The sequence below is a fragment of the Microbispora sp. CA-135349 genome (assembly GCF_050947365.1).
Classification (GTDB): Bacteria; Actinomycetota; Actinomycetes; order Streptosporangiales; family Streptosporangiaceae; genus Microbispora.
Genome location: NZ_CP192001.1, coordinates 4069046 through 4092328 on the forward strand (window position 1 = coordinate 4069046; position 23283 = coordinate 4092328).

Sequence of the window (23283 nt, forward strand, 5' to 3'; positions counted from 1 at the left end):
GCCGTTCCGGGCGCGAGATCAACAGTGCAAGGGCCGCGTCAAGGACGGGTAAAGGCGGAACTTGACATGAGAGAGCCCCGGGGCGGTTGCCGGGCTTTGATGCGCGTCTCGAGATCCGAGAAAAGGCGTCTCGGTGGGAAAGCCGGTGAAAGCCGGTGTCCGCCGGGGAAGGGCGGGGAAGGGCCGGAAAAAGCCGGTCAGTAACCCCTGGTTTGTGGCGAATCAAATAGGAATCTACGTGCTTATATTGATATGAGGTAAATATGTGATATGGCCGGGACATGCGGTTTCGTGTCCTGGGCGCACTTGAGGTCCGCTCCGGCGCCCATCGGCTCATCCGTCTCGGTGCCGCCAAGCAACGCACTCTCCTGGCCGTTCTCCTCCTGAACGTCAACCGCCCCGTCACCATCGATCGGCTGCTGGAGGCGCTGTGGCCGCAGCGGCCCCCGCGTACCGCGGTCGTCGCGCTGCGCACCTATGTGTCCGCGCTCCGCCAGGTGCTGGGACTCGCCGACCGAGACGGGCAGCAGGGTGGGGAGCCGCCACTGCTGTCCACGGTTCCCGGCGGATACCAGCTGTCCGTCTCGCCCGCCGACCTCGATCTGCTGGTCTTCCAGGAGCTGGCCGACCAGGGACGGCAGGCGCTCAGCGACGGGCTGCCGGTCCTCGCCGGCGATCGGCTGCGCCGGGCGCTCGCGCTCTGGCGGGGCCGGCCGTTCGAGGACGTGCCGCTCGACCCCGGGATGGAGGCGGACCTCATCCGCATCGAGGAACGCAGGATCGCGGCGCAGGAGACCTGGATCGAGTCGCAGCTCGCCCTCGGCCACCACCGGGACCTTCTGGCCGAGCTGGGTGCGATGGTGATCGAGCACCCGCTGCGGGAGCGGCTGCACGCCCAGTGGATGCTCGCGCTGTACCGGTCGGGGCGGCAGGCGGAGGCCCTGGCGGCCTACCGCGAGCTTCGCCTGCGGCTGGTGCGGGAGCTCGGCGTCGAGCCCAGCCCGCCTCTGCGGCGGCTGCATCGCCAGATCCTGACCGGTCACGAGGATCTGGCCGGCGCGGGCGCGGGCGCACCGGCCGGAGCGCGGCTCCGCGACCCGGTCATGCCGCACCAGCTGCCCAGGGACATCGTCAGCTTCACCGGCAGGACGGCGGAACTGACGTGCCTGCGTGCCCTGGCCCGTCCGCCCGGCGGCCCCGCCGCTCCCGTCATCAGTGTGATCGACGGCATGGCCGGGGCCGGCAAGACCGCGCTCGCCGTTCATGCCGCGCACCGGCTGGCCGACACGTTCGCCGACGGGCAGCTCTTCGTCGACCTGCACGGATTCACCCACGGAGTGTCGCCGGTCGACCCGGCCGAGGCCCTCGACCAGATGCTGTGCGCGCTCGGTGTGCCCGGCGAGCAGATCCCCCCGGACCTCGACGCCCGCGCGGCGCTCTACCGCACCCGCCTCGCCGGCAAACACCTGCTGGTGCTGCTGGACAACGCGGCGGGGGAGGCCCAGGTCAGATCCCTGCTGCCCGGGACGCCCACCTGCATGGTCCTCATCACCAGCCGCAGGCGGCTGGCCGGGCTGGAGGACGTCCGGCCGCTGTCGCTCGACGTCCTCCCGCAGGACGACGCGGTCACTCTCTTCACCCGCTCGGCGGGCCCGGAGCGCCTCGCCGGCGAGCCGCCCGAACTGCTCGCGGAGATCGTCGAGCTGTGCGGCCGGCTGCCCCTGGCGATCCGCATCGCGGCCGCACGCCTGCGGATGCGCTCCGGCTGGACGCCGGCGCATCTGGCCGAACGCCTGCGCGACCACCAGCACCGCCTGGGGGAGCTCGAAGTCGGCAGGCTCAGCGTCACGGCGGCGATGGACCTGTCGTACCGGCACCTCGGCCGGGGGCGGCAGGACATGTACCGGCTGCTCGGCCTGCACCCCGGCCCCGACTTCGAGCGGCACGCGGCCGCCGCCCTCGCGGGGACCACGCCCCGGCACGCCGGGCGGCTGATCGACGACCTGGTCGACGCCCATCTGCTGCAGGAGCCCGTACCCGGCCGATACCGCTTCCACGATCTCCTGCGCGTGCACGCCACGGCCGCCCTGGCGGACGAGGACACCGACGCCGACCGCGACGCGGCGCTGACCAGGTTGTTCGACCACTACGCCGACACCGCCTCCGACGCGGTGGACACCGCCCATCCGCGGACCCACCCCCGGCCCCATCCGCGGGCCGATCCGCCGGCCTGCCCTCGTCCGCCCGGCGACCACGGACGCGGGCGCCGGGCGGCCACCGCGCCGGACATCCGCGACCGGGCGCATGCCGCGCGGTGGCTGGAGACGGAGCTGACGAATCTGCTCGCGACGGCCGTGTACGCCGCCTGTCACGGCCGGCCGGGGCACGCCCTGCGCCTGTCGGCGGCACTTCACCGCCATCTCCACACCGGCGCGCACCACACCTGCGCCCGCACCACGCACGGGGACGTGCCGCACCCGGCCGGAGACACCCGGGTCGCCGCACTGTGCGGCGTCGCCGACCTCCATTTGATGCTGGGCCAGTTCACCCAGGCGGCCGGGCACTTCGGGCGGGTCCTGGAGATCGCCCGTGCCGCCGGCGATCCCGTCGGCGAACTCAACGCCCTGTGCGGACTCGGCCACGTGTGCCGGGCGCAGGGGAAGACGGGGGCGGCGGCCCGGTATCTGGAGCACTCGCTGCGGATCGCCCGTGCCGCCGGCTATCGCGACGGCGAGTTGAACGCTCTGTGCGGTCTCGGTGAGGTTCACCTGATGCTGGGCCGGCACGCCTCGGCGGCGGACCGGTTCCGGCGCGCCCTGCAGATCGCCCTCCGGATCGGCGACCGCAACGCGCAGTTCGAGGGCCTGCACGGGCTCGGGCGGGTGTACCAGGGCGCCGGTCAGGCCGAACGGGCCCTCGCGTTCCACCAGGTCGCCCTGCCCATCGCCCGTGCGCTCGGCCATCGCGCCGACCAGGCCCGCGCGCTGCACGGCCTGGGCCGGGCCTGTCGCAGCCTCGGCCGCCAAGACGAGGCCCGCGAGCACTGGCGGCGCGCGCTGGCGATCCTCACCGACCTCGGCGTGCCCGAAGCGGAGGAGACGAGCGTGCAGGAGATCCGCGCCCAGCTGCGGAAGCTCTGAGGCCGCCGCGTTCCGCCGGCGTTTTACTTGGTAAAGGGCGTCACTCTCTAGACTGACCACGTGGCAGCGCCGTACCGGACGATCAGGGACATCGTCGAGCACGAAATCGAGATTCGCCGTTCACGCTTCATCTGCGCGCTCGCCCCGGCGGCGTCGGAGCAGACCGCGCGGGAGTTCGTCGCCGAGCGCAGGCGGCTCTACGCCGACGCGACCCACAACTGCTCGGCGTACGTCATCGGCGAAGGCGTGCGCAGGGCGGACGACGACGGGGAGCCGGGCGGCACGGCCGGCACGCCGATGCTGGAGATGCTCACCCGGCGCGGCTTCGCGGACGTGGCCGCCGTCGTCACCCGTTACTTCGGCGGAGTGCTGCTGGGCGCGGGCGGGCTCGCCCGCGCGTACGGCGGCGCGGTGGGAGAGACACTCGACCGGGCGGAGGTGGTCGAGATGGTCCCCGCGTCCGTTGTGACCGTGTCGGTCGGCCACGCGCAGGCCGGAAGGCTGGAAAGCGACCTGCGCGCCTCGCCGTACGCGCTGCGCGGCGTCGACTACGGCGCCCGGGTCGCCTTCGAGGTGGCGGTGGCCGAGGACCGGCTGCCCGTCTTCGAGGAGTGGATCGCGGCGGTCACCGCCGGACGGGCCGAGACCGCGCTCGGCGGCACGGTTCACCTCGCCCGCTGAGCCGTCCAGGACGTCGTGGGCAGGTCGCCGAACAGCTCCACCATCACGGGCAGGTCCTCAGCCGTCCACTCCCGCAGGACCGGTCCGAGCCCGACGAGCCTGATGCCGGCGGGGAAGCCGGTCACTGTGTCATCCGCGGTCATGGCGGATTGCGGCGCCCGGGTCAGCCCTCCAGGGCGTACTGCATCACGCGGAGCTTGGCCTGCGCCTCGGCGAGCTCGGCGGCGGGGTCGGACCCGGCCATGATGCCGCAACCGGCGAACAGCCGGGCGCGCCTGCCCGATATGTACGCGCAGCGCAGCGCGATGCCCCACTCGCCGTCGCCGCGCGAGTCGATCCAGCCGACCGGCCCGGCGTAGCCCGCGCGGTCCATGCCCTCCAGCTCGCGGATGACGCGGAGCGCGGCGCCGGTGGGCGTCCCCCCGACGGCGGCCGTGGGGTGCATCGCCGCCACCACGTCGAGCACCGACGCGCCGTCGGACAGCCGGCCGGTGACGCGGCTGGCCAGGTGCTGCACGTTGGGCAGCACCAGGAGTTCGGGCTCGTCGGGGACGTGCAGCGCCGAGCACAGGGGGGCGAGGGCCTCCCTGACCGAGGCGACCGCGCACGCGTGCTCGTGGCGGTCCTTCTCCGACGCGTACAGCGCGGCGGCGCGGGCGGCGTCGTCGGCCGGGCCGGAACCCCGCGCCGTCGTCCCCGCGAGGACCAGCGACTCCACCGCCTGGCCGGTGTGCCTCACCAGCAGTTCCGGAGTCGCGCCGACCAGGCCGTCGACCGAGAACGTGTAGCACTCGGGGTAGCGCTCGGCCAGCCGTCCCAGCAGCACGCGGGGGTCGATGTCACGCTCGGCGACGGCGGTCAGGTCGCGGGCGAGCACGACCTTGTCCAGCGTCCCGTCCTTGATCCGCCGTACGGCCCGCGCGACCCGCTGCTCCCATTGGGGCGCCGACAGCGAACCGTCGCCGTACCGGATGCGGCCGGGCTCTCTGCGGGGGGTGACCAGGTCGAAGGCGTCGTCGCCGATCGTGGTGAGCCAGGCGCGGCCGTCCCGGCGGGCCAGCACCACACGGGGGACGATCAGCACGGCTCCCGGGACGTCGCCGTCGAAGGTGAAGGAGCCGAAGGCGACCGGGCCGGAGCCGGGAACGCCGACCTCGTCCTCGATGAGCGCCCCCGCGAACAGGGAGGAGAGCCAGCCGCGTGCCCAGTCGAACCGGCCGGGGCCGGGCGGCACCGTGGCCCGGGCCGCCTCCCCCCAGCCCACGAGTCCCTCGCCGTGTCTGATCCAGGCGTACGGCGCGGCGCCGGGCAGACGCGCCAGCAGGTCGTCGGGGTCGCTCACCGCGACCGTGCGAACCACCAGGGGCCGGATAAGAGCGACACTCACCCGACTCACTCTACGCAGGATCTGAACATGTTCGACAAGAGACCCCCCACGCGACCCCGGGGCCCCTCTGTCAAGCCGCGATAGGAACTTGGTCATGGAAGGCTCGCCTTCCCTGGTGGCGATAGAGCGCACCTCCATGCGATCCCTACCTTTGATCTCCCGGAGGTGCCCATGATCAAGAAGATCACACCGGTCCTGGCCGCGACCGTCCTGTTCGTGCCGACCGGCGCCCACGCCCGTACGACGCCAGCCGTGATGGCGGCGCTGGGCGACTCGATCAGCGCGGGGTTCAACGCCTGTGGCTGGTACGTCGCCTGCACGTCCCGCTCGTGGTCCGCGGGCGACTTCCCCTCGGTGAACAGCCACTATCTGCGCCTGCTCGCGATGGGGAGCGAGATCAAGGGGCACAACCTGAACTTCGCCGTCCCGGGAGCGACCAGCGCCGACCTTTCCGGGCAGGCGCGGCAGGCGGCCCGGGCGGGCGCCGGGTACGTCACCGTCCTGATCGGCGCGCAGGACGCCTGCGTGGGCTCCGAGAAGGAGATGACCCCCGTGCGGACGTTCCGGCGGAACATCGACGAGGCCTTCGACGTGCTGCGGCCCACCGGTGCCCGGGTCTTCGTGGCGAGTATCCCGGACGTCAAGCGCCTGTGGCGGGTGGGCAAGGACAACGGGTGGGCGCGTCTCTTCTGGGGAGTCGGTCACATCTGCCCGTCGATGCTGGCCGCCCCGAAGTCCACCGCGAAGAAGGACGAGGCCAGGCGCGACCGGGTGCGCGAGCGGGTGATGGACTACAACGAGCAGCTCAGGCAGGCGTGCGAGACCTACGGCCCGGCGTGCCGGTACGACGGGGGAGCGGTCTTCTCCTATCCCTTCACGCTGAAGCAGGTCAGCGCGTGGGACTACTTCCACCCCAACGCCGACGGGCAGAAGGCCCTCGCGAAGATCACCTTCGACGCGAACGTCTTCTCGGACGTCGAGCCCTGATCGCCGAGCCCGATCCCCTGCCCTGACCGCTGAGTATCGCCGGGCCCTGATCTCGGCGGTTCAGTCCGCGCGGCGGAGGCGGTCGAGGGTCTGCTCCAGCTCGTCCTCCAAGACGCGGCCCGCGCCGTCGGCGTCGCCGCGTTCGACGGCGGCGACGAACGCCGCGTGGGTGTCGTCTCCCGGGTTCGGGTCGCCCGCGCGCAGGCCGAGCAGATCCACCAGGGCGATCAACCCTTCCCGCAGGCGGGGGACGAACTCGGCGAACAGGTCGGTCAGCACCGGGTTGTGCGCGGCCGCGACGACGGCCGCGTGCAGGGCGATGTCGGCGTCGACGAAGGCGGCGTCGTTCTCCCGTGCGGCGGCCCGCCGCGCCTCCAGTGCCACGTGTAGCGCCGTCACGTCCTCCGGCGTACGGCGCCGCGCCGCCAGCCGGGCGGCCTGCACCTCGACCAGCATGCGCACCTCGTAGACGTCCGCCACGGCGGCCCGGCGCAGGCGGGCCGGCCAGTCCTCGGCGGGCCTGGTGGCGATGACGAACACCCCCGCGCCCTGCCGCGCCTGGACCAGCCCGGCTCCGGCCAGCGCGCGCAGGGCCTCGCGGACGGTGGAACGGCCCACTCCCAGGGTCGTGGCCAGGGTCGTCTCGCCGGGCAGCCGGGTGCCGACCGGCCACCGGCCCTCCGCGATCTGCTCACGCAGGCTCTCGACGGCCTGGTCGACGAGGGGACTGCGGCGGAGCGCGCCGAGCGCCATCGAGGTTCACCTCTCAGGTTGTCTGATCTCAGGTTGTCTGAGGAGTAGTGGTGTGGTTAGTCTAACCGGCATGACGCCGCACGAGTCCTTCGGCCTGCTTCTCGGCCGCCGCGGCGGGGCCTGATCCGATGACCGGCACCCCGCCGCGGGGTGCCGTGCCGCCGGTCGTCCTCCGACCGAAGGATCACCATCGTGACCACCGTCTCCACTTCCTCTCCCGTGATCGGCACGCCTTTCCCCACGATCCGCACCCCGCGCGGCCCGGTCCCCGCCGGCGCTCCCGCCTGGAATCCGCAGCGGGGCAGTGCCATGCCGTACCACCGCTATCGGCCCGCGCACGAGCGGGTCGAGATCCGCGAGATCCCGCGCGCCTGGCCCGGGCACAGGATCGAGCACGCCCCGCTGTGGGTGCCCGTCGACCTGCGCGACGGCAACCAGGCGCTGGCCGAGCCCATGGACACACCGCGCAAGCGCCGCATGTTCGACCTCCTCGTCGCGATGGGGTTCAAGGAGATCGAGGTCGGCTACCCGTCGTCGAGCCGGACCGACTTCGACTTCGTCCGTCACCTGGCGGACAGCGGCGCGGTGCCGGACGACGTGACCCCCGTGGTGTTCACCGCGGCCCGCCGTGATCTCATCGAGCGGACCTTCGCCTCCATCCAGGGCATGCCGAGGGCGGTGGTGCACCTCTACACCGCGACCGCACCGGTCTGGCGCGACGTGGTGCTCGGGCAGGACCGGGCGGGGCTCCAGGCGCTCATCCGGGAGGCCGCCGGGCACGTCGCGCGGCTCGCCGACGCGATGCCGGGGACGGCGGTGCGGTTCGAGTTCTCCCCGGAGGTCTTCAACTGCACCGAGCCCGACTTCGTCCTGGAGGTCTGCAACGGCCTGACCCGGTTGTGGGACGCCTCACCCGACCGGCCGGTGATCCACAACCTGCCCGCCACCGTGGAGATCGCCACGCCGAACCTGTACGCCGACCAGATCGAGTACATGCACCGTCACCTGGAACGGCGTGACGCGGTCATCCTCTCGGTCCACCCGCACAACGACAGGGGCACCGGGGTGGCCTGCGCGGAGCTCGCCGTGCTGGCCGGGGCGCAGCGAGTCGAGGGCTGCCTGTTCGGCAACGGCGAGCGCACCGGGAACGTCGACCTCGTCACCCTCGCGCTCAACCTGTACGCGCAGGGCGTCGACCCCATGGTCGACTTCTCCGACATCGACGTCATCCGGGAGACCGTCGAGGAGTGCAACCGCCTGCCGGTCCACGTACGCCATCCGTACGGAGGAGACCTGGTCTACACGGCCTTCTCCGGAACGCATCAGGACGCGATCAGCAAGGGCCTGGCCCACCACGAGCGCACGGCGGCCGAGCGGGGCGTGCCGGTGGGCGAGGCGCCCTGGGTCGTGCCGTACCTGCCGATCGACCCCGCGGACGTCGGACGCACGTACGAGGCGGTCATCCGGGTCAACAGCCAGTCGGGCAAGGGCGGCATCGCCCACCTCCTCCAGGCGCATCACGGGCTCGACCTGCCGAAGGCGCTGCGCGCCGAGTTCTCCCGCGTCGTCCAGGATGCGACCGACCGCAGCGGGCGGGAGGCCACACCGAAGGAACTGCTGGAGCTGTTCCACGGCGCGTACATGGCGGAGGACGGGCCGGTCACGCTGTCGTCGTGGACGGCCGGCGACGGCGGCTTCCACTGCCTGGTCCGACGGGACGGGCGCGAAAGCGAGGGCGCCGGCGCGGAGCCGGTGGACGCCCTCGCCGCAGCCCTGGCCGCGGCCGGGCTCTCGGTCGAAGTGCTGGAACGCGGCGGACATCCGGCGGAGGGCGGCGCCGTCGCCTACGCCCGGTGCCGCGTCGGCGGCACACCCGCCTGGGGGGCCGGTGAGGACGCCGACGCCGTGAGGGCGTTCGTCCTGGCGGTGCTCGCCGCCGTCAACCGCGCCCTGGCCGGGCAGCCGGGCGCCCGCTCGCAGGAGTGACCGGGCGATCTGCTCGACCTCGGTGTCCTTGCTCGCCTGCCTCGGTGGGAGGCGAGCAAGGACACCGAGCCTGATGCCCAGGCAGCGGGCACGCCGCCGTCTTCGGTGGCCTATCCCGCGGAGAGTGCCTCTTCACCGGCGCGGGCTTTCCAACTCCTGTAACAGCTCGATCATGGCTGCACGGATGTCCGCTTCGATCTGCGCTCGCTTCTCGGGATGGTCCTCCCACGCCGATTGCAGGCTGAGGAACCTCATGACGGTCTCTGTCCGGGGCGGCCAGGACTCGGAGACGTAGCAGGACTGCCAGTAGACCTCATGCGTAGCCGCATGCAGGGACAACTCCCCTCGCAGCGCCCGCCGGGCGGCCCTCGCCATCGTCCGGCGACGCGCCTCCTCCGCGTCCGGGACCGGCGAGCCCAGCTCCTCCATGGCGAGGTGGAAGAGATCACGGGCTTCCCGGACCTCGTGCGAGAACAGACCTGCCGGCTCGCGCAGCGCCGGCGAGTCAACTCCGCGTGCCAGCGCTTCGGCCGCGAGCATCGGCAGCTCGTCGGAGAGCAGGTCCCCCAGGACGAGCCGGACCCCCGTCTCTTCGAGTCGTTCCGTCACCCTACGATCGTCCCGCCGGCGGCCCGTACGGCTGCGGTGACGATGACCTGGTGCCGGATCGGAGGCAATCAGGCCGAACACCTCGGGCTGGGCGCGGAGCATCGCGATGTCGGCCAGGCAGTCCCCACCCATCGCCAGCGTGACAGCCGGATCGGCGATGACCTTGCCGGGATCGTGCACGGCCCGGGACGCACGCCATCGCTCCAACTGCGCCGACAGCGCCGCGTCCAGTCCCGGACCCGCATCGTCTCCTTCAGCAACAGCCCACCGGCCTGGGAGACGAGTCCCAAGCCGTCAGCAGACACCATGATCTTGCGCCGGGACGCGATAGTCTGCACTCGAAAAGTGCCTTCTGAACTGGCGCGGACAGGACCTTAGACAAGCCCGATCCTCCCAGCTCAAAGGCACTTTTCTCATGTAAACGATCAAGTCCGCTCAAATTCGCGGCGAAAGCCCGAGGCTAGTTCCCGGGCGTACGTGTCGCAGTAGTGCCGTGCCGGTGCTGCGGGCCGAGCACGCGCAGCATGTCCAGCGCATCGGTGCCGCCGGGCGGCGGGGTGAAGACCCGCAGTCGCTGGTCCGCCGCAGGCGTCGCCAGCACCTCGCAGTCGAACTCGATCCTGCCCAGCTCGGGATGCATGAGCAGGTACGGATGTGACCTGCGCACCGCGACCTCGTGCCGGTCCCAGAGCGCCGCGAACTCGGCGCTGGCCGCGCGGAGCCGCGTGACAAGTCCGCGCGCTGCCGCGTCGTCCCCGCGGCGGGCCACCGCGGCGCGCAGGTCGGCGACCAGCTGCCGGGAGTGCTCCTCGTGCTCCTCGTCCGCGAAGTGGGTCCGCACGTCCGGCTCGGTGAACCAGCGCAGCACGATGTTGCGGTCCTTCGGGGCCACCGTGCACACGCATCCGAACAACGCCTGCGCCATGTCGTTCTGCGCCAGCAGGTCGCCCAGATCGCTCAGGACCTGGACCGGAACGCTGTCCAGCCGGTCGAGGAGGTACAGCATGCTCGGCCGCAGGTACTCCCCGGCCCGCGCCCCCTCCGGCGGGCGGTGCCCGGCGAGCAGGTACAGGTGATCCCGCTCGTCGGTAGTCAGCCGCAGCGCGTGCGTCAGCGCGGCCAGCACCTGAACCGAGGGCTGCGGGCTTCTGGCCTGCTCGAGCCGCATGTAATAGTCGGCCGACATCCCGGCGAGTGCCGCGACCTCCTCGCGGCGCAGTCCCGGCGTACGCCGCCTCGGCCCCTCGACCAGTCCGACGTCCCGTGGAGTCAGCCGCTCCCGGGACCGGCGCAGGAAATCGGCGAGGTCGTCGCGGTGAATCCCCATATCGGTAGTGATATCACCGGTCGTCGAGCAGATCCTGGGACCGTCGATCCTAGGGAGACCGCTCCGCTCCTGTACCGCCGACGGCGAAGGCATAGTCGGGGCGTGGCCATCCAAGGCACACCCCGACGATGAAAGGCGTTCTCATGAGGGAATCCCTGCTGGAAGTGCCCGGCGCGCGGCTGCGTCATTTCGTCCGTGGCTCGGGCCCCCTGCTGGTGCTCGTCGCCGGAGGCTATGGTGACGCCGCCGTGAACGAGGCTCTCGCCACCCACCTCGCCGACAGGTACACCGTCCTCACCTACGATCGCCGTGGCCTGTCCGGAAGCACCACCGACGCCCCCGGACCGACTCCGGCCACGCATGCCGACGACATCTCCCACCTGCTCTCCGCGCTCACCACGGAACCCGCCTACGTCTACGGCAGCAGCCTCGGCGCGCTGATCTCGCTGGAGCTCGCGATCAGGCACCCCGGGCAGGTCGGCGTGGTCGTCGCGCACGAACCGCCCGTCATCCAACTGCTGCCGGAGCCGGATCGCGCTCTCGCCGTCGAGGATCTGCTCGGGGCCGAGGAGACGTTCAAGGCGGAGGGCGCCTTCCCCGCCCTGGGCAGGTTCGCGAAGTTCGCCGGCATCGACCCGACAGACCGTGAGCCCGACGTCGAGCCGCGCGTTCCGGGGCCGGAACAGCTGCCGAACCTGGAGTTCTTCCTCACGTACGACGCGCCGGCCGTGCGGACGCACGCTCTCGACCTGACCGAGCTCAAGAACTCACCCGCCCGCGTCGTGCCCGCTGTCGGGGAGAACTCGGGCCACATCTGGGCGCACAAGTGCGCCAGGTTGCTCGCCGAGGAGCTGGGGACCGCCTACGAGACGTTCCCCGGGGGGCACAACGGATACGTCTTCCGCCCGCGCGCGACCGCGGAGCGGCTTCACCAGGTGCTCCGATGACCGGGCATGCCGGACCGGCACTCAATACCTGTCCGAACGAGGAAGAGCGGTGATCACGCGATGAAGGCGGTGCGGTTCCACGAGTACGGCGGGATCGATGTGCTGCGGGTGGAGGAGGTGGAGCGGCCGGTGCCCGGCCCCGGGCAGGTGCTGGTCGAGGTCCGCGCGGCCGGGATCCAGCCCGGCGAGGTGATGATCAGGCAGGGCGCCCGGCACCGGCGCTGGCCGGCGACGTTCCCCTCGGGGCAGGGCAGCGATCTGGCGGGCGTCGTGGTGGAGGCCGGTCCGGAGGTGCGTGGCGTCGCGGTGGGCGACGAGGTCCTCGGCTTCACCCACAACAGGGCGAGCCACGCGGAGTTCGTCGTGGTCGACGACGTGGCGCTGGCCCTGCGTCCGGAGGGGCTGTCCTGGGACGTGGCCGGGTCGTTGTATGTGGCGGGCACGACCGCGTACGCCACCGTGTTCGCGGTCGATCCCGGACCGGGCGACACGGTCGTCGTGTCCGGTGCGGCAGGCGGTGTCGGGTCCCTCGCCGTGCAGCTCGCGCGGCGGCGCGGCGCGACCGTGATCGGGCTGGCGAGCGAGCCGAACCACGCCTGGTTGAAGGATCGCGGTGTCGTGCCGGTCGAGTACGGGGAGGGCGTGGCCGAGCGGATCCGGCAGGCCTCCGGCGGGAACGTCGACGCCTTCATCGACACGTTCGGCGACGGCTACGTGGATCTGGCGGTGGAGCTGGGCGTGCGTCCCGAGCGGATCAACACGATCCGCGACTGGCAGGCGGCGGCCAGGGTCGGTGCGCGGACCTACGGAGAAGGCGCGGCGGCGTGCGCGGTCGTGCTGGGCGAGCTGGCCCGGCTCGCCGCGCGCGGGGAACTCGAGGTGCCGATCGCCCGGGTCTACCCGCTGGAGCGGGTGCGGGACGCGTTCCGCGAGCTGGAACGGGGGCACACCCACGGCAAGATCGTGCTCCGGCCCTAGAAAGGGCGGGTGACCACGGCCGTCGTGGGTGCTCACCGTAGGGGACACGCGGCGGAACCGATCGGGACCTTCAGTGGAAGGAGCGGCGGTAGGCGGCCGGGGTGGTGCGCAGGGCGGTGTGGAAGCGACGGCGGAGGTTGACCGCGGAGGAGAGGCCGACGCGGGTGGCGATGGTCTCGACGGGCAGGTCGGTCTCCTCCAGCAGGGCGCGGGTGGCGGCCAGGCGGCGTTCCAGCAGCCAGCGGGCGGGTGGGACGCCGAGCTGATCGGCGAACTGGCGGGTGAGGGTGCGGGGGGAGACGCCCGAGTAGGCGGCCATGTCCTTGACGGTGACCTGGTCGGACAGGCGCGAGAGGAGCCATTCGAGCAGGGGCGCCAGTGAGTCCGGCATGGGGCCGGTGGTGGGGAGGGGAGGGTACTGCGTCCAGGAGGCCCAGGGCGGCGGGGATGAAGATTCCGCGCAGACGGCGACGATGCGGGCGCCTCGGGCATGGGCTTGCGACACCGCGTGGAGTACGGCGGGCGAGGGCGTGAGGGTCCAGCTCGCGATGACCACGGTGTCGGCGTCGTCGAGGGCCTCGAGACCGCTGTCCACCTGGATGGGAACGCCGAGGGTGGTGGGGAGGGAGCGGGGGTGTTCGGCGCACAGGCTGAAGCTGTAGCGCTGGGGGATGTCGGGGCCGTGGTAGCCGAAGACGGCTGAGGCGGAGGTGACCGGGTAGAGCTCCTGGTTTGGGGCGACCAAGGCGACCACGCGGTGGTGAACCGGGTCAACGCCTACCAGGTGGCCGGGTCGGTCGCCGGCATGGCAGTCGGGCAGGCGCTGGCCGGTCCGGTCACCGCGCTGGTCGAACCGCGCGCCTTCATGCTGGGGTCGGCCCTGGTGACGGCCGGCGTGGTGACGGCGCTGCTGTCGATCAAACCGGTCAGACGGCTGGGCCGGGAACCTCGGGAGCCCGCAGGCCGGTCGATCCCGGTCTCGGCCGGCTTGCCGACGTAGTCGCCCGCCGCCGGTGGACTCTCCCACTGTGGGAGGCCCGACGCTACTTCGGCGATCAGGGATGGGGGCGGCGAGACCGTTCGCCGCGTCGGCGTGAGGAGATCGAGCATGGCCGTCGTGAAGGACGTCGAGGCCCGTGGAATGCACCACTGCGAGACGACGGCGCTGGGAGTGCTGTTGCGGCACGAGGGACTCGATCTGTCCGAGCCCATGCTGTTCGGGCTGGGCTCGGGCCTGTCGTTCGTCTATTGGGACAGCAAGGGCATGCCGTTCCCCTTTCTCGGAGGCCGCGTCAAGCCGTTCGACCTCACCAGGAACCTGGCCGCCAGGCTGGGGCTGACGTTGACGACCGAGGAGACCACCTCACCGCGCAAGGCGTGGGAGAACGTGGCCGCCCCCGTCGACGCCGGACGGCCGGTCGGCGTCCAGCTCGACAGCTACCACCTGGACTATTTCCGCTCCAAGGTGCACTTCGGCGGTCATGTCGTCGCGATGTACGGCTACGACGAGCACGACGTCCACCTCGTGGACACCGCCCAGCAGGGGGGAGCGGTGCGCACCAGCCGGGCCGGCTTCGCCATGGCGCGGGCCGCACGCGGCCCGATGACCGCGAGGAACCGCTCCTTCACCGTCACCCTGCCGGCATGCCCGCTCGCCTGGCAGAACCAGATCATCCCCGCCGTCAAGGACTGCGCCGACGCGTTCCTCGCCGCTCCCATCGCGAATCTGGGTTACCGCGGCATCGAGAAAGCCGGCAGGCAGGTGCCCGGATGGCTGCTGCGTGCCGGCGAGCCGGAGCAGGACCTGCCGCGGGCCGGCCTCCTCATGGAGCAGGGCGGCACCGGCGGCGCCCTGTTTCGCGCCCTGTATCGCGACTTCCTCGACGAGTGCACGCGGCTGATCGACGACGACGACCTCCGCGCCGGTCACCGGCTGTACGCCGAGGCCGCCGTCCTGTGGACGCACGTGTCCGCCCTGATCGCGAAGGCGGGAGAGAGTGGCGACGCGGAATGCCTCGCGCAGGCCGGCGCCATCCTCCGCGATCTTTCGCGCATCGAGAAGGACGCCATGCAGGTGCTGCGCCGGCTGTAGTCCCGGGGAAAGCCTGCCGGGCATCCGGTCCGGGAGCCCGCCGTGCCCGTGTCGCGCGAGCGCTCCCGCTACTCGTGCCCGGCGAACATGTCGAGCAGGCGACGGGGTGCGTCGTCGCCGAACATGAGCTCTTGGAGGTGGGCGGCGTCTGCGGCTTCCGCCGCGCTGCGGGGGAACAGGGCCCGCTCGTATTCGACGAGCGCGGTCTCGACGTCGCCGGGATGCGCGGCGATGGCCTTGCCGAGCTCGGCGCCGTCGTACATGGCCAGGTTGGCGCCTTCGCCGGACGGGGGCATGAGGTGGGCGGCGTCGCCGAGCAGGGTCACCCCCGGAACGCGATCCCACCGGTGTCCGCTGGGCAGGGTGTTGATGGGGCGCAGGACAGGCGCGGTGTCACTGTCGGTGATCAGCGCGGTGAGCTCCGGTGCCCAGCCGTGGAACTCCTGTGCGATCTGTGCGGTCGCGGCGAGGCGATCGGTGAAATCGATGTCGGCGAACCAGCGCTGCGGTTTGCGGAGCGCCACGTAGACATGGAGGGTTGCGCCGCTCTCCCGGTGAGCCATGATCGCCTTCCCCGGCGTGAGCGCGTACATCGCCCCTGCGCCGACCGCCTTCGCGCCGGCCGGGTGCCGGGTGTCGGCGTCGAACAGGTAGGTCTCGATGAACGAGATGCCCGCGTACTCGGGTGTGGCGTCGGAGAGCAGCGGCCGGACCCGTGACCACGCGCCGTCCGCGCCGGCCAGCAGGCCCGTGACGACGGAGGTGCCGTCGGCGAAGGTCACCTCGTGGCGGCCGTCGCCGAGGGCGCGGACGCCGGTTGCCCTGTGGCCCCATCGGACGGTGCCGGCCGGGAGCGAGTCGAGCAGCATCCGTCGCAGCTCGCCGCGCATCACCTCGGGGCGTCCACCCGTGCCGTCGTCGGGTTCGTCGAGCAGAACGGTCCCGTCCGGGGCGAGGGCCCGTGCGGCCTGACGGCCCTCCAGGACGAGGCCGCGGAACGGCTCGATCAGGCCCGCCGCCCGAAGAGCCGGTTGGCCGTTGTGGTCGTGGATGTCGAGCATCCCGCCCTGCGCGCGTGCCGCCGGGGAGGATTCGGCCTCGTAGACGGTGGCCGGGATTCCGTTGACGTGCAGAACGCGGGCGAGCGTGAGACCGCCGAGCCCGGCGCCGATGATCGTGACGTGCGTGGTCATGGGGCTTCCCTCCTGATCACGGGCCGCTGGGCGGACACCTGCGGCCCAATGTCTGGAACGCTGTTCCAGGAACGGCAGTGTGGAACGCCGTTCCAGGCACTGTCAAGCTGGAATGGTGTTCCAAAGCCTTTAGAATGTGCGCATGGCAACCAGGGCGCGTGGTCCGGAGCGACGGCAGGATCCGCTCTCGCGGGAGCGCATCGTCGGCGCCGCCGTCGAGCTGCTCGACACGGTGGGCGAGGGCGGTCTCACGTTCCGCGCGCTGGCCGAGCGCCTCGCGACCGGCCCCGGGGCGATCTACTGGCACGTCACGGGCAAGACCGAACTCCTCGCCGCCGCCACGGACGCCGTCGTCGCCGCCGCCGTGGCGGTCGAGCCCACCGCTTCTCCGGTCTCGCCGCAGGACGGGATCCGCGCCGTCGCGCTCGGGCTGTTCGACGCGGTCGAGGAACACCCGTGGCTCACCACGCAGCTCGCGACGCAGCTGTCCCGCAGCCCCTGGGGGACGGTGGCACCGCGGATCTTCGAAAGCATCGGACGGCAGGTCCGTGCGCTTGGCGTGCCCGAGGGCAGTTGGTTCACGGCGACCTCGGCGCTGATGCACTACATCCTCGGCGCCGCCGGCCAGAACGCCGCGAACGCCGCGAGCACCGCGAGTGCCAGCGCTGAGCGGCCCGGCGTGGACCGTGCCGCGCTCCTCGACGCCGTGTCGGCGGCGTGGAAGGAGCTCGACCCCGGCGACTACCCGTTCACGCGGGCCGTCGCGGACCAGGTGCGCGGGCACGACGACCGCGAGCAGTTCCTCGACGGGATCGCGCTCATCCTGGCCGGCATCGCTGTCAGCCACTCGCTCACCACGTAGCCGTCCCCCTGGCGCCGGGGGCGGTCCGGGCGATATCCCGCGCGAATCGCACGTGCCGGACGGGCCTACCGCACTACCCTTCGCGGGAGCGGTGGGCGCGGACCTTGTGGCGGTTGCCGCACCGCTCCATGGAGCACCAGCGCCTGCTGCCCGGGCGTGAGGTGTCGACGAAGACGAGGGCGCAGTTGTCTCCCGCGCACTCCCGCACACGGTCCGCGTACGGTCCGGTGAACAACTCGATCGCGTCCCTCGCGACGGTAGCGACCACCTGGGCGCCGGTCGCCGGGGCGGCCCAGGATCTCAGGCCGCCGGCCGTCATCACGGGCGTCAGCGGCGGCCCCGAGGCCGCGTGGTTGACCGCGTCCACGTCCGCCTGCCGCGGCGTGCGTCCGCTGACGTGGTCGCCGGCCAGTCCCCACAGGGCGGTGCGCAGGGTTTTCGCGCGGACGAGATCGCCGGCCGTCGTGTCCACCCGCTCCAGGCCGAGCCGGGACACGCCGGCCCACCGGGCCAGGTCGTCCGGCTCGTGCAGCGTCTCGTAGTGGGCGTACACCCCCACGCCGCCGCTCACCAGGAACTCCAGGCAGAGCGCACCCGGATCGAAGCGGAAGGAGACCCCGTCACGCGGGTGTAGCGTCAGGCTCATGTAACCACTATAAAGGGTTACATGACTCTCGAATGGAAGCTCGTCATCGATGCCGCCGACCCGCACGCGCAGGCCGCGTTCTGGGCGGAGGCCCTGGGATACGAAGTGGAGGACAACAGCGCGGTGGTCGGCCGGCTCCTGGCCGCCGGTGTCGTGGGGGAGGAGGCGGTGACCCCGGACCACGCGGCCTTCCGGACGCTGCGGGCCGTACGACACCCGGACGACCCGGTCGATCCGCACAGCGGCACCGGCCTCGGCCGCCGGATCCTCTTCCAAACGGTGCCCGAGCCGAAGGCCGGCAAGAACCGCCTGCACATCGATCTGCACGCGGGCCCCGAGCGCAGGGACGCCGAGGTGGACCGGCTCAAGGCGCTCGGCGCGACCGTGCTGCGGACCGTGCGGGAGCCGGGGACCCACCACGTCACCATGGCCGACCCCGAGGGCAACGAGTTCGACGTGCAGTAGGTGCTCTACAGCCAGCCGTTGTGGCGGGCCAGGCGCGCGGCCTCGATCCGGTTCCTGGTGCCGGTCTTGCCGATTGCCGACGACAGGTAGTTGCGCACCGTGCTCTCCGACAGGTGAAGGCGGGCGGCGATGTCGGAGATCGTCGAGCCGTCGGCCGCCGCGCCGAGGACGTCCCGCTCCCGGTCGGTCAGCGGGCTCGGGCCGGTGCTGAGCGCGGCCGCCGCGAGAGCGGGGTCGATGACCCGCTCGCCGCGCAGCACGCGGCGGACGGCGTCCGCGAGGTCCTCGACCGGTCCGTCCTTGACCAGGAACCCGCGCGCCCCGGCTTCCATCGCGCGGCGCAGGTAGCCGGGCCGGCCGAACGTCGTGAGGATGAGCACGGCGCAGCCGGGCAGCCGCTCGCGCAGGTCGGCGGCGGTCTCCAGCCCGCCGCGGCCCGGCATCTCGATGTCGAGCAGGGCCACGTCGGGCCGGGTGCGCAGCGCGGTGTCCACCACCTCGTCGCCGTGGCCGACCTGCGCGACGACCTCGATGTCCTCCTCCAGGCCGAGGAGCAGGGCCAGCGCCCCGCGCATCATGCCCTGGTCCTCGGCCAGCAGCACCTTGATCACTCGTCGTTCTCCTTCGCGTACGGGACGGCCACCCGGAGCAGGAAGCCTCCCTCCTGCGGCGCCATGGTCTCCACGGTGCCGCCGGCGGCCCTCACCCGCTCGCGCAGGCCGATCAGCCCGTTGCCGTGCCCCTGGGCCTTCTTCGGCGGGCCGTCGTCGCGGATCTCCAGCACCAGGAGCCCGCCGTCGTCGCGCAGGCCGATCGCGCAGCTCGTCGCGCGGCTGTGCCGCACGACGTTGGTCACGCCCTCGCGCACGGCCCAGCCGAGCAGCGCGTCGATCTCGGGGTCGGGCCGTACGGAGGAGGTGCGGACGGTCGCCCCGATGCCGGCGTCCGCGAGCGCCGCGCGGGCGGAGTCGAGCTCGGCGGCCAGGCCCCTGCCCCGGTAGCCCGTGACGGCGGCCCGCACCTCGGTCAGCGCCTGCCGCCCGACCTGCTCGATGTCGGCCGCCTGCCCGGCCGCCGCGTCCGCGTCCACCCGCGACAGCCGGCGTACGGCCTCGGCCTTGACGACCATGACCGAGAGGGTGTGCCCGAGCAGGTCGTGCAGGTCGCGGGAGAAGCGCAGCCGCTCCTCGGTCACCGCGGCCCGGGCCAGCTCCTCGCGGGTGGCCTTGAGCTCGTGGATGGCCTCCCACAGCCGGATGATGATCGCCGGAATGAGACCCGCGGTGAACGTGCCCCACATCATGGAGAGGACGCCGGTGAGGGACGCGCCGGCCGCCACGGCCACGGCCAGCGCGGCGCCGCACTCCGCGAACAGCACCACCGGCAGGATCCTGCCGCGCACGGTGACCCCGGTGGCGACGGCCAGCATGACGATCAGATAGAGCCAGTTGTGCCGGAACCCGGCGGCGGACGCGAGGACCACCACCGCGAGCAGCCCGAGCACCGGCAGGGCGCGCCGCCGGTCGGCGAAGGCGAAGTGCGTGGTGACCACGTAGAGCCCGGCGGCGGCCAGCGCGGCCGGCCAGGCCACCCAGAGGGGATGGGACCGGCCGTGCGCGATGTCCCACACGGGCGCCGCCGTCACGGCCACCCACATGTACATGCCCTTGGCGTCGGGGCCGCGCTCGCCCTCGCGCAGCGGGTCGAGCCAGGTGTCGCGTTCTGTCGTCATCGGGAACGTCACATTAGCGGTCAGGCCCGGCGTCCGGCGCGGCGGTAGCCGTACACGGCGTAGACGCCGAAGACGAGCAGCCAGGCCGACAGGAGGACGACCTGACGGAAAGTGGGGACGTCGCCGAACGCGATCCGCCAGGACAGGCCGGCGTAGCTGTTGGACGGGGTCCACTCGGCGATCGCCCGCAGCCAGGACGGGAAGTTCTCGACCGGCACCCACAGGCCGCCGAGGATGGCCAGCGTCAGCATGGTCGCGATGTTGGCCATCGCCGCCGACTGGCCCGACAGACGGTAGCCGTTGCCGAGACCGAGCAGGGAGAAGGGCACGGTGCCCGCCCACAGGAGCGCGACGATCGCCAGCCACCGCTGCGGGGGGAGCGTGACGTGGTTGACCAGCACGCCGGCCAGCAGCACGGCCGCGATGCTCGGCACGACGCCGACCACTCCGGTGACCACCTTCCCGGCCACCACCTGGGCCGGGGTCAGCGGGGTGAGCCGCAACTGGCGCAGCCACCCCGCCGCGCGGTCCTCGGCGATGCCGCTGCCGTTGTTGAACGCGCCGCCGAGCGCGCCGTACGCCGCCATGCTGACCATCGTGTAGATCGCGGCGTCGTGCCGGTCGCCGGGGGCGAGGCCGAGGTTGGTGAAGACGAGATACATGACGACCGGCATCACGATCCCGAAGATCACGTAGCCGCCGTCGCGCATGGACCTGGTGAGTTCGAGCCGGATGTATCCCCACATCACGCGTTCTCCTTCGTCGTGAGGGCCACGAAGGCGTCCTCCAGATCGGCCGGAACGACCTCCAGGTCGCGTACGGCGCCCGCGCGGGCGAGGGCCATGACGGTGGCGTCGGAGTCGCCGCTGCGCAGGTGGGCCCGGCCGCCCCTGATCTCCATGTGGCGCACGCCCGGCAGGGTCGCCAGCCAGGCGGACTCGCCGTCGGCGGTCACGCTCACCGTGGTCAGCGCCGCCGCCCGCTTGATCTCCGCGCTGGTGCCGTCGGCGATCACCCGGCCGTGACCGAGCACGACGACGCGGTCGGCGTGCTCGTCGGCCTCGTCCAGGTAGTGGGTGCTGAACAGGATCGTCTTGCCCTGGCTGGCCAGCCCGCGCATGCCCTCCCAGAATTCGCGCCGGGCCTCCACGTCCAGGGCAGCGGTGGGCTCGTCGAGGACGATCAGATCGGGGTCGCCGCACACCGCCATGGCGAACCGCACGCGCTGCGCCTGCCCGCCGGACAGCCGGTCCACCCGGCGGTCGCGCAGCTCAGCGATCCGGGCGAGCGTGAGCACCCGGTCGAGGGGGAGGGGAGCGGCGTAGGTTCCGGCCACGAAGGCCAGCAGCTCCCGGACCGTGACCCGGGGGATCAGGCCGCCCTCCTGGGGCATCGCGCCCACCCGGCCCTGCCGTACGGCCTGCTCGGGGTCGAGGCCGAACAGCGCGGCCCGCCCGGAGTCGGGCGGCAGCAGCCCGAGCAGCAGGGCGATGGTGGTCGACTTGCCCGCGCCGTTGGGGCCGAGCAGCGCCACAGTCTGGCCGCGGGGGATGGCGAGCGTGAGCCCGTCCACGGCCCGCACGGGGCCGAAACGCTTGGTCGCCGAGGTCAGGGACACGGCGTCGGGGGTGTTCGTGGTCACGAGGTCGACGGTAGGCGGGCGCCGTCGGCCCAGGTAGAGAGATCGATACGACCCTGGGCAGGACAAAAGTCCCACCCAGGGAATCTACAATGTAAAGGCGTCGGCCTGTCAGATCACCTCGGCAAGAAGTGCGGCCAGATCTGCCGGGCGGGAAAGCATCGGCCAGTGGCCGGTGGGCAGCTCGCGCAGCTCCCATTCCGGCCCGCTCAGCGGTGCGAACGCCGGGTGCCCGGCCGCGATCAGCTCCTTGACCTGCGTGAGCGGGAACGAGCAGCTGACGAGCGTCTTCGGCAGCGCGGCGAACGCGTCGGCGTCCTCGCCCAGGTCGAGGGGCCGAGTGATCGTGCCGACCGGCTGGCCGGTGGCGCGGGTGGCCATCAGCGCACGCTCCCGCTCGCCCAGCCCCTCCAGGCTCGCGCCCGACTCCTGCAGTTCGTCGAAGGAGGGCATGGGGTAGCGCCAGCCGTCCTCGACGCGCTTTTCGACGAACTCCCGCCCCATCAGGTCGATCTGGGCCATGCCGTCCGGCACCGGGCCGCTCTCGACGTACACGACCCGGCTCACGCGGCCGGCCGCGCGGGCGGCGGCTCCGGTGACGGCGGCGGCGCTCCCGCTGTGACCGGCGAGCACGACGTCGCGCAGGTCCTCGGCCTCCAAGAGGCCGGTGATGTCGCGGATGTGGGTGTCGAGATCGAGATCGGGGGAGGCGAGGTGGGCGCGGTCGGCGAGGCCGGTGAGGGTCAGGGGGTGGACCTCGTGCCCCATGCCCCGGAGGGCGGCGGTCACGTCCCGCCACGCCCACGCGCCGAGCCAGAAACCAGGGACCAGTACGTATGTCGTCATGCGTCGACGCTAGAGCCGAACCAGGGCAGAATCGGTCCTGATATGTCGACCAATCGCGTCCTCGCCTTCCTGGAACTGCTGCAGGCCCGGCCCGGGCTCACCGGGCCCGAGCTCGCCGAGCGCCTGGAGGTCGACGTGCGGAGCGTGCGCCGCTACGTACGCAGGCTGGAGGACCTCGGCATTCCGGTGGAGGCGGAGCGGGGACGCTACGGCGGCTACCGGCTCATGCCGGGATACCGGCTGCCGCCGCTCATGCTGACCGACGACGAGGCGGCCGCCGTGGTGCTCGGCCTGCTCGCGGGGCGCCGCGCGGGCCTCACGGTGGGCGAGGGGGCGGCCGAGAGCGCGCTCGCGAAGATCCGGCGCGTGCTGCCCGCCGCCCTGCGCGAACGGGTCGGCGCCGTCGAGGACATGGTCGCCCTGACCTCCCGCTCGGCCGCGACCTCCCGCCCGAGCGGGGCCACGCTGCTGACGCTGGCCGACGCGGCCCGCCGTGGTCGCCGCGTACGGCTGGTCTACCGCTCGTACGCGGGGGAGGACAGCGAGCGCACGGTCGATCCGTACGGGCTGGTGTTCCACTCGGGCCGGTGGTACCTGACCGGCCACGATCACCGGCGCGGGGAGGTGCGCACGTTCCGTGTCGACCGGATCGGCCGGGCGGCGCCCACGGAGGAGGAGTTCACGCAACCGGCGGAGTTCGACGCGGTCGCCCACGTGACGAGCTCGCTGGCCTCCGTGCCGTACCGGTACGAGGTCGAGGTGGTGCTGGAGACGACGCCGGAGGAGGCGCGGCGCCGCGTTCCGCCGACGGTCGCGACCCTCACGCCCGTGGAGGGCGGCGTCCGGATGACCGGCCGTGCCGAACGCCTGGACGGCATGGCGCGGGTGCTGGCCGGGCTCGGCGTGCCGTTCACCGTGGTCGGCCCGCCCGAGCTGCGCGAGGAGGTCCGCGTGCTCGCCCGTGGCCTGGAGGAGTGGGCCGGCCGGGCTCCGAGGGGCTGACGTGGCGGGCG

Annotated in this window: 23 protein-coding genes and 1 pseudogene; 11 read left to right on the forward strand and 13 right to left on the reverse strand. The window is 72.4% G+C overall.

Features of this window, described 5'->3' with window-relative positions; translation table 11 throughout:
* The first annotated feature begins 281 nt into the window (after positions 1-281).
* Together ACQPZZ_RS18890 and ACQPZZ_RS18895 are read left to right on the forward strand one after the other, a co-directional pair.
* Positions 282-3140: an AfsR/SARP family transcriptional regulator gene (locus ACQPZZ_RS18890; protein ID WP_432933789.1), complete on the forward strand. Its 2859-nt coding sequence runs from the start codon at positions 282-284 to the stop codon at positions 3138-3140.
* A gap of 60 nt (positions 3141-3200) precedes the next feature.
* Entirely contained in the window at positions 3201-3821 is a 621-nt protein-coding gene (locus tag ACQPZZ_RS18895; RefSeq protein WP_432933791.1) for an IMPACT family protein, read from the forward strand.
* Here ACQPZZ_RS18895 and ACQPZZ_RS18900 read toward each other — a convergent pair.
* The gene (locus ACQPZZ_RS18900) at positions 3806-3964 is read right to left on the reverse strand and encodes a hypothetical protein (protein WP_432933793.1); all 159 of its coding nucleotides are present in this window, start codon (positions 3962-3964) and stop codon (positions 3806-3808) included. The genes ACQPZZ_RS18895 and ACQPZZ_RS18900 overlap by 16 nt on opposite strands.
* A 20-nt stretch (positions 3965-3984) precedes the next feature.
* On the reverse strand, positions 3985-5208 hold the full coding sequence (locus ACQPZZ_RS18905; protein WP_432933795.1) for an isochorismate synthase: 1224 nt from the start codon (positions 5206-5208) through the stop codon (positions 3985-3987).
* A 171-nt stretch (positions 5209-5379) separates the two neighbouring features.
* On the opposite strand from ACQPZZ_RS18905, the gene ACQPZZ_RS18910 reads away from it, so the two are divergent.
* Positions 5380-6195: an SGNH/GDSL hydrolase family protein gene (locus tag ACQPZZ_RS18910; RefSeq protein ID WP_432933797.1), complete on the forward strand. Its 816-nt coding sequence runs from the start codon at positions 5380-5382 to the stop codon at positions 6193-6195.
* Positions 6196-6255: 60 nt separating this feature from the next.
* Here the strand turns inward: ACQPZZ_RS18910 and ACQPZZ_RS18915 are convergent, their stop codons facing one another.
* Positions 6256-6948, reverse strand: a complete 693-nt coding sequence (locus ACQPZZ_RS18915; protein ID WP_432933799.1) for a FadR/GntR family transcriptional regulator — start codon at positions 6946-6948, stop codon at positions 6256-6258.
* Between the two features lie 309 nt (positions 6949-7257).
* Between ACQPZZ_RS18915 and ACQPZZ_RS18920 the strand changes: the two genes are divergently transcribed.
* A complete protein-coding gene (locus ACQPZZ_RS18920) occupies positions 7258-8934 on the forward strand; it encodes a 2-isopropylmalate synthase (RefSeq protein ID WP_432934442.1) in 1677 nt (558 codons plus the stop codon).
* Positions 8935-9597: 663 nt separating this feature from the next.
* Here the strand turns inward: ACQPZZ_RS18920 and ACQPZZ_RS18925 are convergent.
* Positions 9598-9851: pseudogene (locus tag ACQPZZ_RS18925) on the reverse strand (transposase); the annotation flags it as partial.
* Positions 9852-10003: 152 nt separating this feature from the next.
* A complete protein-coding gene (locus ACQPZZ_RS18930; protein WP_432933801.1) occupies positions 10004-10870 on the reverse strand; it encodes a helix-turn-helix transcriptional regulator in 867 nt (288 codons plus the stop codon).
* Positions 10871-11013: 143 nt separating this feature from the next.
* On the opposite strand from ACQPZZ_RS18930, the gene ACQPZZ_RS18935 reads away from it, so the two are divergent.
* Together ACQPZZ_RS18935 and ACQPZZ_RS18940 are read left to right on the forward strand one after the other, a co-directional pair.
* Positions 11014-11817 carry an alpha/beta fold hydrolase gene (locus tag ACQPZZ_RS18935; RefSeq protein ID WP_432933803.1) on the forward strand — a complete coding sequence of 268 codons (804 nt, stop codon included), beginning with the start codon at positions 11014-11016 and terminating at the stop codon, positions 11815-11817.
* 60 nt (positions 11818-11877) lie between these two features.
* Positions 11878-12795 (forward strand): NADP-dependent oxidoreductase, encoded by a 918-nt coding sequence (locus ACQPZZ_RS18940; protein ID WP_432933805.1) that lies wholly within the window; start codon positions 11878-11880, stop codon positions 12793-12795.
* Between the two features lie 70 nt (positions 12796-12865).
* On the opposite strand, the gene ACQPZZ_RS18945 is transcribed toward ACQPZZ_RS18940, so the two are convergent.
* On the reverse strand, positions 12866-13549 hold the full coding sequence (locus tag ACQPZZ_RS18945; RefSeq protein ID WP_432933807.1) for a helix-turn-helix domain-containing protein: 684 nt from the start codon (positions 13547-13549) through the stop codon (positions 12866-12868).
* Between the two features lie 3 nt (positions 13550-13552).
* On the opposite strand from ACQPZZ_RS18945, the gene ACQPZZ_RS18950 reads away from it, so the two are divergent.
* Positions 13553-13795, forward strand: a complete 243-nt coding sequence (locus ACQPZZ_RS18950) for a hypothetical protein (RefSeq protein WP_432933809.1) — start codon at positions 13553-13555, stop codon at positions 13793-13795.
* A gap of 108 nt (positions 13796-13903) precedes the next feature.
* A complete protein-coding gene (locus ACQPZZ_RS18955) occupies positions 13904-14887 on the forward strand; it encodes a BtrH N-terminal domain-containing protein (RefSeq protein ID WP_432933811.1) in 984 nt (327 codons plus the stop codon).
* Positions 14888-14955: 68 nt separating this feature from the next.
* Here the strand turns inward: ACQPZZ_RS18955 and ACQPZZ_RS18960 are convergent, their stop codons facing one another.
* Positions 14956-16080 carry an FAD-dependent oxidoreductase gene (locus tag ACQPZZ_RS18960; RefSeq protein ID WP_432933813.1) on the reverse strand — a complete coding sequence of 375 codons (1125 nt, stop codon included), beginning with the start codon at positions 16078-16080 and terminating at the stop codon, positions 14956-14958.
* Positions 16081-16222: 142 nt separating this feature from the next.
* On the opposite strand from ACQPZZ_RS18960, the gene ACQPZZ_RS18965 reads away from it, so the two are divergent.
* Positions 16223-16942: a TetR/AcrR family transcriptional regulator gene (locus ACQPZZ_RS18965; RefSeq protein ID WP_432933815.1), complete on the forward strand. Its 720-nt coding sequence runs from the start codon at positions 16223-16225 to the stop codon at positions 16940-16942.
* A gap of 73 nt (positions 16943-17015) precedes the next feature.
* Here the strand turns inward: ACQPZZ_RS18965 and ACQPZZ_RS18970 are convergent, their stop codons facing one another.
* Positions 17016-17588, reverse strand: a complete 573-nt coding sequence (locus ACQPZZ_RS18970; protein ID WP_432933817.1) for a CGNR zinc finger domain-containing protein — start codon at positions 17586-17588, stop codon at positions 17016-17018.
* A 21-nt stretch (positions 17589-17609) separates the two neighbouring features.
* On the opposite strand from ACQPZZ_RS18970, the gene ACQPZZ_RS18975 reads away from it, so the two are divergent.
* The gene (locus tag ACQPZZ_RS18975; protein ID WP_432933819.1) at positions 17610-18053 is read left to right on the forward strand and encodes a VOC family protein; all 444 of its coding nucleotides are present in this window, start codon (positions 17610-17612) and stop codon (positions 18051-18053) included.
* Between the two features lie 5 nt (positions 18054-18058).
* Here ACQPZZ_RS18975 and ACQPZZ_RS18980 read toward each other — a convergent pair whose 3' ends face one another.
* The 5 genes from ACQPZZ_RS18980 to ACQPZZ_RS19000 form a co-directional block, all read right to left on the reverse strand.
* Positions 18059-18664 carry a response regulator gene (locus tag ACQPZZ_RS18980; protein ID WP_432933821.1) on the reverse strand — a complete coding sequence of 202 codons (606 nt, stop codon included), beginning with the start codon at positions 18662-18664 and terminating at the stop codon, positions 18059-18061.
* Positions 18661-19785 carry a sensor histidine kinase gene (locus ACQPZZ_RS18985; RefSeq protein WP_432933823.1) on the reverse strand — a complete coding sequence of 375 codons (1125 nt, stop codon included), beginning with the start codon at positions 19783-19785 and terminating at the stop codon, positions 18661-18663. Before ACQPZZ_RS18985 ends, ACQPZZ_RS18980 begins: the two co-directional genes overlap by 4 nt.
* 20 nt (positions 19786-19805) lie before the next feature.
* Positions 19806-20531 (reverse strand): ABC transporter permease, encoded by a 726-nt coding sequence (locus ACQPZZ_RS18990; RefSeq protein ID WP_432933825.1) that lies wholly within the window; start codon positions 20529-20531, stop codon positions 19806-19808.
* Positions 20531-21427, reverse strand: coding sequence for an ATP-binding cassette domain-containing protein (locus tag ACQPZZ_RS18995; RefSeq protein ID WP_432933827.1), 897 nt, complete (start codon positions 21425-21427; stop codon positions 20531-20533). Before ACQPZZ_RS18995 ends, ACQPZZ_RS18990 begins: the two co-directional genes overlap by 1 nt.
* Positions 21428-21535: 108 nt before the next feature.
* Positions 21536-22270, reverse strand: coding sequence for an alpha/beta fold hydrolase (locus ACQPZZ_RS19000; RefSeq protein ID WP_432933829.1), 735 nt, complete (start codon positions 22268-22270; stop codon positions 21536-21538).
* Between the two features lie 42 nt (positions 22271-22312).
* On the opposite strand from ACQPZZ_RS19000, the gene ACQPZZ_RS19005 reads away from it, so the two are divergent.
* On the forward strand, positions 22313-23272 hold the full coding sequence (locus tag ACQPZZ_RS19005) for a helix-turn-helix transcriptional regulator (protein ID WP_432933831.1): 960 nt from the start codon (positions 22313-22315) through the stop codon (positions 23270-23272).
* The last annotated feature ends 11 nt before the right edge of the window (positions 23273-23283 follow it).